The sequence below is a fragment of the Bacillus sp. RC242 genome (genome assembly GCF_044908245.1).
Lineage (GTDB): Bacteria > Bacillota > Bacilli > Bacillales > Bacillaceae_G > Bacillus_A > Bacillus_A mycoides.
This window is the reverse complement of the sequence record NZ_JBIYCZ010000013.1, coordinates 61815-78042: the sequence shown is the minus strand read 5'-3', so window position 1 is coordinate 78042 and position 16228 is coordinate 61815. Positions and strand designations below refer to the sequence as shown.

Sequence of the window (16228 nt, the reverse complement as noted above, 5' to 3'; positions counted from 1 at the left end):
TACCTTACATTAGAAAGACTTGGCAACCGCCTAAGCTTTATGCCATTTACTTCGCCTACCTTTAACAACATAGCAATGATAATAAACGTATAAAGGCTATATCACGTTTTCACCCTTTATTATTATTTACACTTTTTCATGTTGTCCACGATAAAAGTTCACCATTTTGTCAAAAATACCGCATAAAAAAACCACTATTAAACTACACGTTAATAGTGGTCGTATACGTATTATAAGCGAAATAGCGCAAAAAATGAATAGCATTACCGAAACAATAGGGAAACAAACACAATCGAACAAATAATTCCGATTAAATCTGCAAAAAGTCCTACCTTTAATGCATCTCCCATTTTTCTAATACCGACAGCCCCAAAGTATACTGTTAATATATAAAAAGTCGTATCTGTGCTACCTTGCATCGTTGAAGCTAACCTACCAATAAACGAGTCTGGCCCATATGTAGCGATTAAGTCGGTCGTAATACTTAAACCAGCAGATCCCGAAATCGGACGTATAAGTGCAAGTGGAACGATTTCGGCTGGTACATGAATAAAGTCTAACATCGGCTTCATTACCGATATCATTGCATCTAAAGCACCTGATGCCCGAAAAATAGAAATAGATACAAGCATTCCAACCATAAACGGCAAAATGGAAACCGCAATTTGAATCCCTTCTTTTCCGCCCTCAACGAACGATTCGTACGTTGGAACTTTCTTTATCGTGCCATACAAAAGGATAAAACCAATTACACAAGGAATTACCCATAATGAAATTGTATTTACAATACTCATTTTTTCCGCCCCTTTCTACTCCTTCTCCGGTAAAAATAGCGGTCAATCCAAATCGCTCCAATCATCGATAACACTTGTGCTATAAATGTTACGCCAACGATTTCAGTAGGGTTTGCTGATTCATAAGTCATTCGAATCGAAATGACAGTAGTCGGAATTAATGTAATCGCTGAAGTATTTAATGCTAGAAACGTCACCATAGAACGACTTGCTGAATCCTTTCCACCATTTAACTCTTTCAGTTGTTCCATTGCTTTAATACCTAAAGGTGTTGCTGCATTACCTAACCCAAAAAAGTTCGCCATCATATTTGATAAAATGAATCCCATTGACGGGTGATCCTTCGGTATTTCTGGAAATAATCTTTTTACTATCGGCATAAAAAGTGATACTAACTTCTTTAACAATCCAGCTTCCTCAGCAATTTTCATTAAACCGAGCCAAAATACTAAAACACTAATAAGTCCAATACAAATCGTTACAGCATCTTTTGACCCTTCAAACACTGCTTTGGTCACTTCTTCCATCGTTCCATTTATCATGGCATACACAATCCCTATAACTGCCATCGCTGCCCATACGAGATTAACCATCTATCCCAACACCTATCATGTAAGAGAAGATTTCTTTTACGTTATTCCAATACATTCCCGTTGTAGCTACTAACTTTCGTTTACTGTAAAACAAATTTCGTTCTCCAACTTTCTCGTTCCCTACATAAATTTCTGTCTTCCCAATCTTTACTCCATCCGTAAGTTTTGCACTTTTATCGAGCTCAACTTTCAATAACACGCTCTTTCTTTCCTCTTCAGTTAAAGGTACAGAAAAACTATTTTTCGTATAAACATGATTGGCATATTTCTTTTCATTTATTTCAGCGAGTGCGCCTTGTCCTAAAACTTTCGCTTGCTTATAGCGTTCAAAGCCTTTATCAAACAAATTCATATGATCATCCCAGTCACTAGAAGCACTCAAAGTTACGACAATTAAATCTAGTCCATCTTTTGAAGCTGTTGTGACAAGCGTCCGTCCTGCTTTCTTCGTAAAACCTGTCTTTCCCCCTGTTGCAAATTCATAATAAGATGTCACAAGCTTATGTTTATTTTTCCACGGATAATCCCAAGAATCTGATTTATACGTTTTTGTTCCAAAAATTTTCTTAAAGGTCTCGTTCCCCATTGCATATTTCGTTAATAATGCCATGTCATAAGCCGACGAATAATGCGATCCATCCCCATCCAAGCCATGCGGGTTTGAGAAATGCGTATCTTTCATTCCGATTTCTTTCGCCTTTTCATTCATTAAATATACAAATCCTTCTATACTCCCTCCCACATTTTCAGCAATTACTTGTGCTGCATCATTACCAGATCTAAGCATTAATCCGTAAACTAAATCTTCTAACTTAACTTTTTGTCCAGGTTTTAAATAAATTGCCGATCCTTCTACTCGTACCGCTTCATTACTAACCGATACTAATTCTTTCATTTTTCCTGATTCAGCAGCTAACAATGCTGTCATAATTTTTGTTATACTAGCAATTTTTTGTGGCTCATGTTCTAATTTCCCATATAGCACACGACCGGATTGTTGTTCCATTAAGACTGCGTTACGAGCACTGACACCACCGTTCATTTTTGCATATGCAGGAATTGGCATAACGCTTGCGTACATTATAATTAGCGTAATTATTATACAAATTCGTCTCATATTTCCCCCCACGTCCTTTTGGCACTTTTTGTACAAGTGTATGCTTGGCCTTTTAAAATATGAACGAAATCTTCCTTCCACCTCCACTAAAAAAGACGCATGAGATATGCGTCTAATACGGTGTCCATTCAATTTGCTTCGCACTTTCAAATCTCTTTTCTACATCTGGCCAATTTACAACATTCCACCAATTTTTAATATATTCATCTTTTCGATTTTGATATTGTAAATAATACGCATGTTCCCATACATCCAGTACAAGGAGTGGTATCGTATCCCACTGCGTAAACAATTGATGAAGCGTACTTTGCAAAATTTCTAACCTTCCTGAACGGGGTACCCATACAAGAATTGCCCATCCTGAACCTTCCACTTTAGAAGCGGCTTCCGTGAAATGCTTTTGAAAACGTAAAAAACTTCCGAAATCTTGCTCAATTTGTTGTGAAAAAGCCCCTCTCGGACTTCCACCACCATCTTTTTTCATGTTATTCCAAAATATCGTGTGTAAGTAATGACCTGATCCATGAAAAGCCGCTTCTCTTTCCCAATGCTTAATTAAATCAAATTGATTTGTTTTTCTCGCTTCTTCCATCATCTTCTCTGCTTTATTTAATCCTTCCACGTAACTACGATGGTGTTTATCATGGTGTAACATCATAATTTCTCGTGAAATGTACGGTTCTAGCGCATTATATGGATAAGGTAATGGCGGAAGGGTATGCCCCCCAATCGGAACAGCTCGTTCGCTATCCCCTCTTTCACATAGTTCATATTCCTCTCCTTCTTGCATAAATACTTCCTGTAAATGGTGTTGAATATGTTCTACATCATCACTTATTTCATACATAAACTCGGCATCTGTGTCGTATTCATGCTCTTTCATACGCTCTAATAACGTTTGAATTTTATAAGCAAGCATATGGACATCATACACTTCCATTGCACGGCTATCTAATACTTGAAGAACACTTTCACACCAGCTTTCTACTTCATGAAAGTAATCTGTAAATACACCTTGCTGACTCATGTCACACCTCCTTGATGCTATCCACTTTAACTATATTCAATTAAAATCCCTTATATAACTGGACAAAAGGAAAAGAAGCTAAGTATCCTTAGCTTCTTTTCCTTAATTAATATTTGTGCAACATTTTTGTTTGGTAATCTGTCTCATAATATTCTAGTTCTTCACGCATCAATTGAAATTTCCCTTCTAAATCCTTCATCATTCGTTCTATAGATCTAGGGGGGATTTGCTGAAAAACAATAGAATTTTTCCCTGTATAAGCAGAACGACTATTTTCATACCAATGATCATTCTTTGGCGAAAAAAACTCTGCAATTACTTGATGGTAAATCTTATATAAAACTGTTTCAGCTGCGGTCTTTCGAAATGGTTGGCTATTCAGCAAAACAAAACATGCATCAAGTCCTTCTTCACAAAAAACAAGAAGTCTTCTTATTGATGCTAATATCCCTTTATAGTATTGCTCGTTTCCTGTTGGTGTCTCCTCCAATAAAGAAGGTAACGTATGATAATTTACATAATTAGTTATCAAGGAAATTACATCTTCTAAAAATATAGAAACTTGTTCTGTTTGATTTTCAACCATCAAATTAGACATGGCTTCTCTCTCCTTTGCCGTTTTACGCTATTTCTACTCTTTTATTTTTATGTAATTCAGCTAATATTTCTTGTACTTTCACCACTGTTCCCTCATCAAAGTATCGTTGAAAGTCTGTTACTTCATTGAGATACAAGCGCTTCTGCGCGCGTAGCTCTTTATCTTTCAGTAAACAAGCGATCGCTACAATATCTCGTAAATATACGTCTTGTTCTTCTACTTTATAAACTGGATTTCCTTCAAAAGGGGTAATTTCTTGTAAAATTTCTTCAAAATATCGAACATATAAGACAGAAAAGGTTTTCTCTTGATTATTTAATATATATGTCACTTCAGATCTATTAAAAAAATCTTCTGATGTATTCGGTTTTGCTTTTTCTAACTCATATCCTGCATAACCTATTATAATCATCTACTTCCCCTCTCTTCCTTCTTCCATCTTATCTTAACTTAATTTTCTGATAAACGAAATATTCTTTTAAATATAACCTATATAAAAAATAGCTTCCCTATACAGGAATTTACCTTTTTATTTTTCTTGAAGTTTGTCATAATAATATTATTGTCTCAGTTTTCTTACACAAGGAGAGTTGTATTTATGTCGTTTTCATGGAAACGTTTCTTACAAATCGGGAAAATAATCTTCCCATTTGTTGTCTTAACAATTGTTTTCTTTCAAGCTAAAAAAGAATTAGCAGGCATTTCTTTTTTAGAAGCAATTGAAACAATTAAAAACATTCCAACTGGTGGGGTATTTTTAGCGATTACACTCGGTGCATTTGCCGTTTCAACAATGTTCTTTTATGACTTTGTTATGCTTCGTTACTTAAAAGCAGACATACCTGTACAAAAGATTTTCCGTATCTCATGGATTGCAAACACTTTAAATGGATTTATCGGTTTTGGTGGTCTTGTTGGTGCCGGTGTACGTACAATGCTATATCGTCCGCATATAAAAGATAATGGAAAACTTATTAAAAGTATTGCTTGGATGACAACCGCTTTTATTAACGGATTAGCCATTCTGTCATTCCTCGGCCTTATTGGAATATTAGACACTAGTTTTATTTTGCACGAAAAACCGTGGTTATGGCCTGTTCTTATCTTCTTTGCTCTTTTCGTTCCTATATATATTGGGTTTTCTAAAATTAAAAATAGAAAAACAAAACAGCTAGACGGACAAGAGGAAGAAGAAGAAGAGAAAAATCCAACTGTTTTATATTCATTAGTTTCATTAGTCGAGTGGGTATCTGCCGGTATCGTTATGTACGTCATTTTAATATTGTTTGGAATTGATATCGAATTTCAAAAGTTTTTAGGTGTTTACGTAATCGCTGCTTTAGCTGGTGTCGTAAGTCTTGTTCCTGGTGGCCTTGGTTCATTTGACCTTGTTTTCTTAACTGGACTAGGACAATACGGCGTTGATACAGGCGTATTACTACCTGCTATGTTATTATACCGACTTGTCTATTACATCCTACCATTCTGCCTAGGTCTCATTTTTGCAGCCTTTGAAATGACAGGAGCGGCCATAAAAAAAATTGAAGATAAACCCTTTATTGCACCTGCGTTAGAAACAACTGGTGTAATTTGGACTTTACAACGTGATTTTTTAGGGAAATTAGGTTCATGGGCATCCGCCGCTTTAACAGTATTCGCTGGCTTAATGGTTATTCTATCAACAATTTTACCGACTAGTATAAATCGAGCTCACGCCTTACATATTTTAGCTCCAAAGCACCTTATTCAATTTTCTTTTAGCTTATCATTAACATTCGGTATTCTCCTCCTGATTCTTTCGCGAGGCATATATTATGGAACAAAGCGTTCTTACTATATGACGATTGTTTCTTTAATTGGAGCAGCAATCTTTAATACCCTAAAAGGAATTGACATTGAAGAAACCTTTATTTTATTAATCGTACTTGCTGTGTTGTATATGCTTCGTAAAAGATTTATACGCGAGAAAATGGAAGTCTCACTTTCTGATATCGTAAAAGTATTTATCTTCTTATTACTTACGCTATATTTATATAAAAACTTAGGTATTTTATTTGCGGGTGCAAAAGAAGCGTTCCAACCTGATTTTGTCGTTCGAAATATTACACAAGTTAAACGAAGTGCATTAGCAGCAGCCTTTTTCGTTCCTACTTTTTTACTTATCGGCTCACTAATTGCCAATCGTTATCGTAGTCAATTTCCCGGGCAACCAGCTAATGATAAAAGGTTAGAAAACTTCTTAGATGAACATGGCGGGAATGTACTTAGTCATTTAGGTTTTTTAGGAGATAAACAGTTCTTCTTCAGTAGTGACGGAAAAGCACTTCTTCTCTTTTCAATTACTGGAAAACGTCTTGTTGTACTAGGTGATCCAATTGGTGATCCATCCTCCTACCGCACTGTGTTGCAAGAATTTTTGACTGAAGCTGATCGATTTGGGTATATTTGCGTATTCTATCAAATTGAAAGCAAATGGATGAGCTTATACCACGATTTTGGCTACAACTTCTTTAAACTTGGTGAAGAGGCTGTCGTTGATTTAAATACGTTTACAATAACAGGAAAGAAACGTGCTGGTATGCGAGCCACTTTCAACCGTTTTGAACGAGAAGGTTATACATTCTCTATTCATGAGCCACCATTCTCAGACGAATTATACGAGGAATTAAAGAAAGTGTCTGACGCTTGGCTCGGCGGAAAAAAAGAGAAAGGATTTTCACTTGGGTACTTCGATCGTGAGTATATTAGTCGTGCCCCTATCGCTACATTATCTGATGCAGAAGGAAAAATCATTGCATTCACAACCTTTATGCCAGTATATCAAAGTGGCATATTATCTGTTGATTTAATGCGTTATTATCCAGATGCCCCTAGCGGAATTATGGATGCAATTTTTATCCACTTATTCCACTGGGCAAAAGAAAATGAATACCATTCCTTTAATATTGGTATGGCACCACTCTCAAATGTCGGTTTATCAACGCAATCGTTCTGGTCTGAACGAGTTGCTGCTGCAATATTTAATAACGTTCGTTACACATATAGCTTCAGCGGTTTACGACATTTCAAAGAAAAATATAAACCTGCATGGAGTGGAAAATATTTAGCATTTCGAAAGAATCATTCTTTACCAATTACAATGCTCTCTGTAACAAAATTAATAGGAAAACGAAAAAACAGCTAAGTACTTAGCTGTTTTTTCGTTTTTGCACTTGTATACTAAACTCCTTTTCATACTTCTTACCATTTATATAGAAATCCCCCCATATTTTATATGTTCCTTCTTCTGGAAATGTAATACGATATTGTAATTGCTCATCCGTATCAACAGGAATGGCATATAAAAAATGTCCCCTCGTTTCATCAACGATATATAGCGCGTTGACTTCGCCTCTCCCTGAATTTAATTTCAGCTTTTCTCCCTTTTTCGCTTGAAACTGAAATGTTAATGTCGTTGCCTCATTCGGATGTAATGCACCAAATAAAAGAGACACTTGATGCTCTCCTATATTTTTTGTAAGTACAGTATCGACAGGTAGTTTCTTTTTATTCTTGTCCTTGTTTGTCTCCTTTTTTTCTTCACCAAAATCTTTCTTAGCAAATGATTCCACGGACTTGTTTTCATTTTCATACAAAAATATCGTGTACCCTTCACCTTTTGCTACATCTGAAGATAGCTTATACGATCCATTTCCAGCAAATATAGGCTTCGTTTGTTGTATGTTTTTCAAATTCCCATCCACTATCACTGCTCGAATTTGATCGTTCACACCACGAACTTCATTATTCATTTTATTTAGCAATTGAAACGAAATATCGGCTTTTTCATTTCCCTTTTTATTTTTCACATCCCATTTCACTTCTTGAACATCTCCGGTCGTTTCTACAGTTTCTTGATATTTTTTTATGTAAAATCCTCCTGCCACAATAAGTACTAGTGCAATAAGCCCAATGACAAGATTTTTCAAAATATCACCTACCATTTTTATTGTCTTTATCCATGCAAAACCTCTTAAATATATATTCTAGATTATGATTTATGAAATCCTCCTCTTTTGCACATATTACAAATAAAAAAGATTTTAATTGAAAGGAGTCGTAGTGTATAATGCAAATGATATTGATTTCTATCAATACATTATAAGGAGGATTTTTCATGAGTGTACATATTGAAGCAAAACAAGGCGAAATTGCTGAATCTATTCTATTACCTGGTGATCCATTACGTGCAAAATATATTGCTGAAACATTTTTAGAGGATGTTACTTGTTATAATAACGTGCGTGGCATGTTAGGTTTTACTGGAACTTACAAAGGAAAGCGTGTATCTGTTCAAGGTACAGGTATGGGTGTTCCTTCTATTTCTATTTATGTAAACGAATTAATTCAAAGCTACGGAGTGAAAAATTTAATTCGTGTTGGGACATGTGGTGCAATTCAAAAAGATGTTAAGGTACGTGACGTTATTATTGCGATGACGGCTTGTACAGATTCTAATATGAATCGCTTAACATTCCCGGGTTTTGATTTTGCTCCTGCTGCAAACTTTGATCTTTTAAAGAAAGCTTACGATGCTGGAACAGAAAAAGGATTACACGTTCGTGTTGGTAACGTATTAACAGCAGATGTATTTTATCGTGAGAGCATGGACATGGTTAAAAAACTTGGAGATTACGGTGTATTAGCAGTAGAGATGGAGACGACTGCTCTTTACACATTAGCAGCTAAATATGGTGTAAATGCATTATCTGTATTAACAGTAAGCGACCATATCTTCACTGGTGAAGAAACAACATCTGAAGAGCGTCAAACTACATTTAACGAAATGATTGAAATCGCTTTAGATGCAGCAATTCAGCAATAGTACACTAAAGAACTCGTCATACGTCTGGCGAGTTCTTTTTTATACTAAAATACTTCCATAGTCACTGTACCGTCTCTTTATGTGACTTTCTATAAAAAACTACTTTAGAGAGAGACAGATTTATCCCCTCTACTTTTTTGTAACCTTTGTTATAATTAAGAAATCATTTATATTACAGTATTTTTCATACGAGGTGAAACAGTGAAGAACAGAAGCATCGTCTTTAAACTATTTTTATTAACATCAACTTTATTTACAATCATATTTCTCCTTTTTTTCCTTGGACAATCTCTATTTTTAGAGAAATTTTATATTAATAAAAAAGTAAAAACCGTTCAAACGGCTTTTGAAAAATTCGTAGATAATTATGAAAAAAGCGACAAAAGTTTTGAGGAAATCAGAAAGCTAAAACAAGAATTTCACGATAAAACGAATGCTGAAATGCAATTTTTAGATTCTAACGGCATTATTAAAAGTGAAAACAATTACTACATTGAGGTAATTAACCCTAATAACAATAAAACCTATTCCATCCCACTTAATAATCTTTTAACACCCGAAGAATATAATAAATTCGAAAATTTAGGCTTAAAAAAAGAGGGCATGATTCACGTAGAGGGATTTTTACAAGATAATATAATAACGCCACTAGAACTGACGACTAATTATAATCGATGGCGAAATGAAAATGTCAATTCGGATTTTCAAACAATTAGTGGTAACCCCTCTAAAAATAGACTCACAAATCGATATAAAACTACGTCTCAGATCAGTTTTACCGGTGTGATATCTAAATTACATATCCCTTCCAAATCTGAGGTTCGCCTTGCAAATGATTTTGAAACATTACAAGCTGTTGAATATTTTGCAAGCACTATTAGACAAGGTACTTCTAATTCAAATCAATTAAACACGTATATTTTAGATAGTGGGGAAAATATAAAAAACAGTGTCTTTGTAAAGCCTATTATGGAAAACGGAAAAACTAAGGAGTACGCTTTTGTGATAGCATCTTTACAACCTGTGAATGAAGCAATGCTCGTTTTAAAAGATTATTATGTCTATGCCTTAATTATCGTGTTTCTCGTTATTATTTTGTTATCCTTCTACTACTCAAAAATCATTGTTAAACCATTAATTAAGATAAATCGTGTTACAAAAAAAATGGCCAACTTTGATTTTAGCGAGAAGTTACCTGTTACAGCAGACGATGAAATTGGCGGGTTATCAAGTGGTATTAATACACTCTCTGTAAATTTAAAAGATCGAATCGACCGATTAAATGTTGCTAATACAAAATTACAACAAGATATTGAACGCGAACGTCAATTGGAAAAAACGAGAAAAGAATTCATTTCTGGTGTATCTCATGAATTAAAAACACCACTTAGTGTTATTCGTAGCTTCGCTGAAGGTATTCAAGATGGCGTAAGTAAAGATACGACATATTATACAAATGTTATTTTGGAAGAGACAGATAATATGAACAGGCTCATTGTTGAAATGTTAGAATTAGCAAAACTAGAATCAGGTACGTACAAACTAGAAATGTCGACATTCTCGATCGGTGAATTAATTCAACAAGTCTATACAAAATTATTATTTAGCATGGAGGAAAAACATTTACAAGTGGACATCCATGCTGACTCTTCTCTATTTGTTAAAGCAAATCGTAGCCGTATTGAGCAAGTCGTTGTAAACTTACTTAGCAATGCAATTCGATATACTCCAGATGGTGAAAAAATACACGTCTCTATTATAGAAACGGAAGATACAGTGAAAATCAAAATTGAAAACACAGGTAATCCTATTCCAGAAGAAAGCCTTGAAAAAATTTGGGATCGCTTCTACCGTTTAGACGCTTCTCGTAGCCGTCATACTGGAGGTACTGGCCTTGGGTTATCCATTGTGAAAAACATTTTAGATCTCCATCACGCTGAATACGGCGTGTATAATACCACTAATAGCGTTGTATTTTATTTTAATTTACAAAAAGTAAAAGAAGTCAAATAATTTGTCTTAATTTCACTAGGAGTTCACATGAAATTCACACTCTCCCTTTATAGTAAGAAACAAGTTAATCCTTTCCTTTACACATATAAAAGAGGAGAGTGCGTGAAATGAAACAAGCAGGACAACCTATTCAAAATGAAAAACAATTAGAAACTATCAAAAATATACTTTTACAATCTTCGAAACGTGATGGCTTATTATTCGTATTAGCTGTAAATTCTGGCTTAAAAGTAAGTGAAATCTTACAATTAAAAGTTAGTGATGTAATCGATGAAGACGAAAATGTTCGCCATTCCATTTTATTTTACAATGAAAAAGTAAAGAAACATAAATGGTTTGCTGTAAATGAAGACTTACAGCACGCAATCGAAGACTACATGAAAGAACGTAAAACTTGGAAACGTAATGAACCATTATTAAAGTCTCAAAAAGGAACAAAGTCTATTACGAGACAACATGCATGGTACATTTTAAACAAAGCTGCAAAAGAAGTTGGATTAGAAGGGATTAGCTCACATACACTTCGAAAAACTTGGGGCTATTGTGCATACAAATCAGGTGTTGATATTGCATTTTTACAACACTTCTTTGATCACAGTACTCCATCCAAAACTTTAAAGTATATCGGTATTGCTTAATAACTCTTATACATAAAAAGGTTACCATTTGTAAATTTGGTAACCTTTTTTATGTTTCATATTCTCTTTTCTTGTCTCTCCTATACTGTAGTGGTACTCTAATAGTAAGGGGGAGAAATTATGAACACATTAACAATTGAATTACCGAAAGAAACGGCTGAAAAACTTGATTTATTAAAGAAATCTTATGAAAAGAAAACAGGTGCTACAATTTCTGAAAGCACTCTCGTTCAAACACTTATCTCAAAGGAATTTATCCAAGCGATAACTCCTTTTGATTTACAACAAATCATCAATGGAAAAGAACAGCAGTAATTGCTGTTCTTTTTTTATTACTATTTAAAATATAAAGTGAAACTTTAATCAGTGGGGGTCTTGTTCATCCCCCACTGATTATTAGCCTTCACCAATCGAGCGTTTACGGGCAGCAGGGCTCCCACCTAACTTCTTTGCTCCAGCCGAATTTTGAGGTAGGAGTTTTACTGCCGTAAATAGCGGGATAAAAAGTTTTTTATTTATTTTCCGAAAAACTATTGACTATGATAATGATAACCATTATCATTTATTATGAAGCCAACAATTGATGAATCAACCAAACGCTCAGTAACATTGTTACCCCTCTTTTTCATATAGAAAGGCACTGTACATTCCCCCTGTTTGTACAGTGCCTTTCTTGTTTATCATCATTCAAACAAATTTAATTGCTCAGGCTTCGGCTCACCATATGTAATGTTCATCATTTTCATAAGCTGTTTCGCATTATCCGCTGCATCTCCGCCCGAATTATTATTAAACAATACAAATATATCCTTCGTCTTCTTTTTCAATCGCTCTAATCGTTCTACCCATTCCGCCAATTCTTTACTATTATAACGATATAGACAGCGAACCGCTCTCCAATTTTCTCCTTTATCCAGCCAACCATGAATATTTCGGCCATGAAAACGTATTAACGCCATGTCCGAGTTTGTTGCCTCTAATATAAGCGGTACTGATCCTATTCCAGCCTGAGGCTCATCGCAAATTGTATGAATCCAGTTTTCTTTTTCTAAAAACTGTAACGTCTTATCTCTCATTTCTGGATAAAACCATGTTTGATTTCGAAATTCTATTGCACATGGTAAATCTTCCATTTTTTCTTTCGTGTATCGAAGTAAATCTACATTTTTCACTTTACAATCAAACCATGGTGGATATTGAAATAAAATCATTTTTAATTTATTTGCTTCTATTAAAGGAAGAATGGATTGTTTATACACATCAAACATCTCATCGAACGTAGAAAAAGGGATTTCCCCTTTCATATGTCCTGTCATTCCTTGATAGGCTTTTACTATAAAAGAAAAATCTTTCGGCGTTTCCATCGCCCATTTTGTATAATTCCGCGCAGGTTGTATCGCATAAAATGAACTATCTACTTCCACAATGGGAAAATGTTCACTATAAGTTCGCAATTTATTTCTATTTTCATAGGGATTTATATATAAAGAATCATGATCTCCCCACCCTGTCACTCCAATGAAAAGCAAATATATCCCTCCCTTTTTAACTTCACCTTCTATCCATTCTACTCACTTCCCGGACATTTCAGCTAATCAATTTCATTAAGTAGCCCCTTCTTTAAGAGTATCCGTATAAAAATATGATATACTAAATGGAAGAATTTTTAAATTGAGGGGTTATTTATTTATGCTTCCAAACGATGATATTGTATCTCATGAAAAACGAATAGAAGAACTAGAAAATAAAGTGCGGTTATATGAAGAGCTTGTGAATCAATTACCACATCATTTCACATACAAAAATCCACATATTGGTTTACAAATAAAGAAAACGAGAACGACTCATTCCATTCAAAACATACAAAAAGAGAATAAAAAGGCTGATTTTCAACTTACTTGCGATTCATTATTTTTATTTGAACAACTTGAAACATACTTTGTTCATATTTTTGATGCTTTTTCACATCATGTCACCTTTGTTGATAGTAAAGGAAATATAACTTTATGTAATCAAGCTGCAGCAGATGATTTTGGTGTAGTACGAAATGATATAATTGGAAAGCCAATTCAACAATTACTAAACTTGCCAGAAGAACAAATTAAAGCGATTGAAACATTAAGAACAGGAACAGAAATATATAATGAAGAAGTGTTAGACAAAAACTATGGTATTTTAAACAATCGAATTATTCGGGATTATAACGGAGAGATTTTTAGAGTTATTAGTGTCTTCCATTATTTAAACACAGAACGTGATGCAGAAAAATTTTCATTAGCAGGACGAATCGCAGCTGGGATTGCTCATGAAGTACGAAATCCCCTTACAACGGTACGTGGATACTTGCAATTTCTACAAGATAACGTTTCTCCATCCAATAAAGAATTGTTTAAAAGTCTACTCATTCCTGAACTAGATCGTGCAAATAGTATTATCACAAAATTTTTAGCCATTTCAAAAACGCGTGAATTTACTAGAGAACCTTTTCCCATCAATACGTTTTTACGCGAATATATTCAACAACTACTTGCTAGTGAAGTTTTTTTACACAACATTTCTATTGACTATGAATTTTCTACGGAATTAGATGGTGTACTTGTCAATATCGATCGTCATGAACTTGTGCAAGTTTTTTTAAATTTATTTCAAAATGCTATCGATGCTCGAGGCGAAAGACCTCTTTCCATTCAAATCTCTAGTTATCGCCTAGATAACTTTGTTCGGATTACTTTCACAGATAACGGAACTGGGGTTCCTCCAGCTATTCAAGAATATATCTTTGATCCATTCTTCTCAACAAAAGATTCAGGAACAGGACTGGGCTTGTCAGTAACGAAGAAAATTATTCAAAATCATAACGGTACATTAAAAATGTCTAGTAATCAAAACGGTACAACTTTCACTATTTCTATTCCAATTTTACCTAAAGCGAACTATGAACGAATTAATCATTAAAAAGGTTGGGCTGTTCCACGAACTGCACGCAAATTGTTAGATATAATCTAACAATTTGCGTGCAGTTTTTTTTATTCTAACCTATTCTTTTTTAACTCATATAAATCTTTCTCTATCTCTTAATTGTTCTTTGTTTTACAAGATAGGTAAACTTCTTATTTTTTTAGAAATAGTAGTTTGTCCCTCACGAATTCAGTTTAGTTTTCATTTTATTATATAGTCACGACTATTTATTCTATAAAAGAAAGGAATGAACAAATGTCCAACAAAAATAAAGGGAAAGTGTTTTATGGTAATGATTGTTGCGAAGTAAGAGCTTGCAGTTATATTAACATCTCTAAGGCAGAACTAAAAGAGTATGCTAGACTTCTTCAAGCTCTTGGTCAAAGTATTCAAGCTGTATTTCAAAACCCTTCTCAAGATAACATCGATAAACTAATTACTCTCCTGAATAATCTTCAAAAATTCCTCAGTTGCTTAGATTTATCACCTGCACAAGAAAAGATTGGTAGTTCTATTATTGCTAACTTATTAACTATCCTAAAGTCCTCACCTTTCTCATGCGGAGCATTGTACGTTGAACTACAAAGTTTGCTTAATTATTTATTGTATATTGCTAAGTTATTCAAAATCGATTGCTGTACTATCGATAAACTAGTTAAGCTCATTACAGAAATTCAAGCTATCCTAGTTCAATATGGATCAGGTTGCCTTGGTGGAGGAACAATAGGACCTACTGGACCTCAAGGACCGGCTGGCGCTCGGGGTGCTACTGGACCTCAAGGACCTCAAGGTATTCAAGGCGCTCAAGGTCCGGCTGGTGCTACTGGCGCTCAAGGTGCTCAAGGTACTCAAGGTACTCAAGGTCCGGCTGGTGCTACTGGCGCTCAAGGTGCTCAAGGTACTCAAGGTCCGGCTGGTGCTACCGGCGCTCAAGGTGCTCAAGGTACTCAAGGTCCGGCTGGTGCTACTGGCGCTCAAGGTGCTCAAGGTACTCAAGGTCCGGCTGGTGCTACTGGCGCTCAAGGTGCTCAAGGTACTCAAGGTCCGGCTGGTGCTACTGGTGCTCAAGGTGCTACTGGACCGTCGGGCACACCAATCCCTGTAACTATAGCAGCAATAGGAAATTCTAATCCACAAACTATATCACCTGGAACAAATATCCAATTCAATCAAGTTTTCGAACTAAATAATCTCATTTTTAATGACACTTCAGATACTTTAACTATTTTAGAAACAGGAGTATACGATATTAGTTTCTCAGCATCTACAACCTTCCCGGGTTCTTCACCATTTGGATTCGGTATTTCATTCAACGGTCAACCACCTACTCGTAATTTTTCAACTAACGTTATCGGTAGTGCGGTTTCTTTCTCCACAATTGTTACTTTAACAGCTGGTACAACAATCTCTGTACAACCTACAGTAAATACTATTTCCATCCCTAACACTGGTGACACAACAGCTACACTATCAGTCTTCCGAATTTACTAATTTTAGTTTTCATTTTATTTTTGAACGACCAAGAATGTTTGATTTATAGTAATTTGTATTATTTTGATTGTATGTTAAATCTTTCTTTTAATAAAAAGGAGCACTTATTTTGGAGGATAAGTGCTCCTTCTTTAC

Annotated in this window: 15 protein-coding genes; 7 read left to right on the top strand and 8 right to left on the bottom strand. The window is 34.9% G+C overall.

Going from position 1 to position 16228, the window contains the following annotated elements:
* Positions 1 to 263: 263 nt before the first annotated feature.
* From spmB to ABH957_RS21765, 6 genes are all read right to left on the bottom strand, one after another.
* Entirely contained in the window at positions 264 to 794 is a 531-nt protein-coding gene (gene spmB / locus ABH957_RS21790) for a spore maturation protein SpmB (RefSeq protein ID WP_002086660.1), read from the bottom strand.
* Positions 791 to 1387 (bottom strand): spore maturation protein SpmA, encoded by a 597-nt coding sequence (gene spmA, locus ABH957_RS21785; RefSeq protein ID WP_002086662.1) that lies wholly within the window; start codon positions 1385 to 1387, stop codon positions 791 to 793. The genes spmB and spmA overlap by 4 nt, the downstream gene beginning before the upstream one ends.
* Positions 1380 to 2504 carry a D-alanyl-D-alanine carboxypeptidase family protein gene (locus ABH957_RS21780; RefSeq protein WP_002086664.1) on the bottom strand — a complete coding sequence of 375 codons (1125 nt, stop codon included), beginning with the start codon at positions 2502 to 2504 and terminating at the stop codon, positions 1380 to 1382. Before ABH957_RS21780 ends, spmA begins: the two co-directional genes overlap by 8 nt.
* Positions 2505 to 2616: 112 nt before the next feature.
* Positions 2617 to 3531, bottom strand: coding sequence for a superoxide dismutase (locus ABH957_RS21775; RefSeq protein WP_002030730.1), 915 nt, complete (start codon positions 3529 to 3531; stop codon positions 2617 to 2619).
* Positions 3532 to 3637: 106 nt separating this feature from the next.
* On the bottom strand, positions 3638 to 4129 hold the full coding sequence (locus tag ABH957_RS21770) for a YpuI family protein (RefSeq protein WP_002135239.1): 492 nt from the start codon (positions 4127 to 4129) through the stop codon (positions 3638 to 3640).
* A 22-nt stretch (positions 4130 to 4151) separates the two neighbouring features.
* Positions 4152 to 4541, bottom strand: coding sequence for a hypothetical protein (locus ABH957_RS21765; protein ID WP_002135238.1), 390 nt, complete (start codon positions 4539 to 4541; stop codon positions 4152 to 4154).
* Between the two features lie 186 nt (positions 4542 to 4727).
* Between ABH957_RS21765 and mprF the strand changes: the two genes are divergently transcribed.
* On the top strand, positions 4728 to 7313 hold the full coding sequence (mprF, locus tag ABH957_RS21760; RefSeq protein ID WP_044438005.1) for a bifunctional lysylphosphatidylglycerol flippase/synthetase MprF: 2586 nt from the start codon (positions 4728 to 4730) through the stop codon (positions 7311 to 7313).
* 4 nt (positions 7314 to 7317) lie between these two features.
* Here mprF and ABH957_RS21755 read toward each other — a convergent pair whose 3' ends face one another.
* Positions 7318 to 8112 (bottom strand): hypothetical protein, encoded by a 795-nt coding sequence (locus ABH957_RS21755; protein ID WP_044438004.1) that lies wholly within the window; start codon positions 8110 to 8112, stop codon positions 7318 to 7320.
* A 173-nt stretch (positions 8113 to 8285) separates the two neighbouring features.
* Between ABH957_RS21755 and deoD the strand changes: the two genes are divergently transcribed.
* The 4 genes from deoD (at position 8286) to ABH957_RS21735 (ending at position 11959) form a co-directional block, all read left to right on the top strand.
* A complete protein-coding gene (gene deoD, locus ABH957_RS21750; RefSeq protein ID WP_000110707.1) occupies positions 8286 to 8993 on the top strand; it encodes a purine-nucleoside phosphorylase in 708 nt (235 codons plus the stop codon).
* Between the two features lie 201 nt (positions 8994 to 9194).
* Entirely contained in the window at positions 9195 to 11006 is a 1812-nt protein-coding gene (locus ABH957_RS21745) for a sensor histidine kinase (protein WP_002141011.1), read from the top strand.
* Between the two features lie 107 nt (positions 11007 to 11113).
* Positions 11114 to 11644, top strand: coding sequence for a tyrosine-type recombinase/integrase (locus ABH957_RS21740; RefSeq protein WP_000806230.1), 531 nt, complete (start codon positions 11114 to 11116; stop codon positions 11642 to 11644).
* Positions 11645 to 11764: 120 nt separating this feature from the next.
* The gene (locus tag ABH957_RS21735; protein WP_002011737.1) at positions 11765 to 11959 is read left to right on the top strand and encodes a DUF3924 family protein; all 195 of its coding nucleotides are present in this window, start codon (positions 11765 to 11767) and stop codon (positions 11957 to 11959) included.
* A 368-nt stretch (positions 11960 to 12327) separates the two neighbouring features.
* On the opposite strand, the gene ABH957_RS21730 is transcribed toward ABH957_RS21735, so the two are convergent.
* A complete protein-coding gene (locus tag ABH957_RS21730) occupies positions 12328 to 13173 on the bottom strand; it encodes a DUF72 domain-containing protein (protein ID WP_002166082.1) in 846 nt (281 codons plus the stop codon).
* Between the two features lie 160 nt (positions 13174 to 13333).
* Here ABH957_RS21730 and ABH957_RS21725 point away from each other — a divergent pair, with 160 nt between their 5' ends.
* Positions 13334 to 14599 (top strand): ATP-binding protein, encoded by a 1266-nt coding sequence (locus ABH957_RS21725; protein WP_002126365.1) that lies wholly within the window; start codon positions 13334 to 13336, stop codon positions 14597 to 14599.
* 258 nt (positions 14600 to 14857) lie between these two features.
* Positions 14858 to 16093 carry a Gly-Xaa-Xaa repeat protein gene (locus tag ABH957_RS21720; RefSeq protein WP_404512196.1) on the top strand — a complete coding sequence of 412 codons (1236 nt, stop codon included), beginning with the start codon at positions 14858 to 14860 and terminating at the stop codon, positions 16091 to 16093.
* Positions 16094 to 16228 lie beyond the last annotated feature (135 nt).

Bases quoted from the DNA above. Each gene is read 5' to 3' on its own strand.
- mprF (WP_044438005.1), top strand. From the start codon at position 4,728: ATGTCGTTTTCATGGAAACGTTTCTTACAAATCGGGAAAATAATCTTC.
- ABH957_RS21770 (WP_002135239.1), bottom strand. From the start codon at position 4,129: ATGTCTAATTTGATGGTTGAAAATCAAACAGAACAAGTTTCTATATTT.
- ABH957_RS21765 (WP_002135238.1), bottom strand. From the start codon at position 4,541: ATGATTATAATAGGTTATGCAGGATATGAGTTAGAAAAAGCAAAACCG.
- spmA (WP_002086662.1), bottom strand. From the start codon at position 1,387: ATGGTTAATCTCGTATGGGCAGCGATGGCAGTTATAGGGATTGTGTAT.
- ABH957_RS21725 (WP_002126365.1), top strand. From the start codon at position 13,334: ATGCTTCCAAACGATGATATTGTATCTCATGAAAAACGAATAGAAGAA.
- ABH957_RS21755 (WP_044438004.1), bottom strand. From the start codon at position 8,112: ATGGTAGGTGATATTTTGAAAAATCTTGTCATTGGGCTTATTGCACTA.
- deoD (WP_000110707.1), top strand. From the start codon at position 8,286: ATGAGTGTACATATTGAAGCAAAACAAGGCGAAATTGCTGAATCTATT.
- ABH957_RS21780 (WP_002086664.1), bottom strand. From the start codon at position 2,504: ATGAGACGAATTTGTATAATAATTACGCTAATTATAATGTACGCAAGC.
- ABH957_RS21720 (WP_404512196.1), top strand. From the start codon at position 14,858: ATGTCCAACAAAAATAAAGGGAAAGTGTTTTATGGTAATGATTGTTGC.
- ABH957_RS21775 (WP_002030730.1), bottom strand. From the start codon at position 3,531: ATGAGTCAGCAAGGTGTATTTACAGATTACTTTCATGAAGTAGAAAGC.
- ABH957_RS21735 (WP_002011737.1), top strand. From the start codon at position 11,765: ATGAACACATTAACAATTGAATTACCGAAAGAAACGGCTGAAAAACTT.
- ABH957_RS21740 (WP_000806230.1), top strand. From the start codon at position 11,114: ATGAAACAAGCAGGACAACCTATTCAAAATGAAAAACAATTAGAAACT.
- spmB (WP_002086660.1), bottom strand. From the start codon at position 794: ATGAGTATTGTAAATACAATTTCATTATGGGTAATTCCTTGTGTAATT.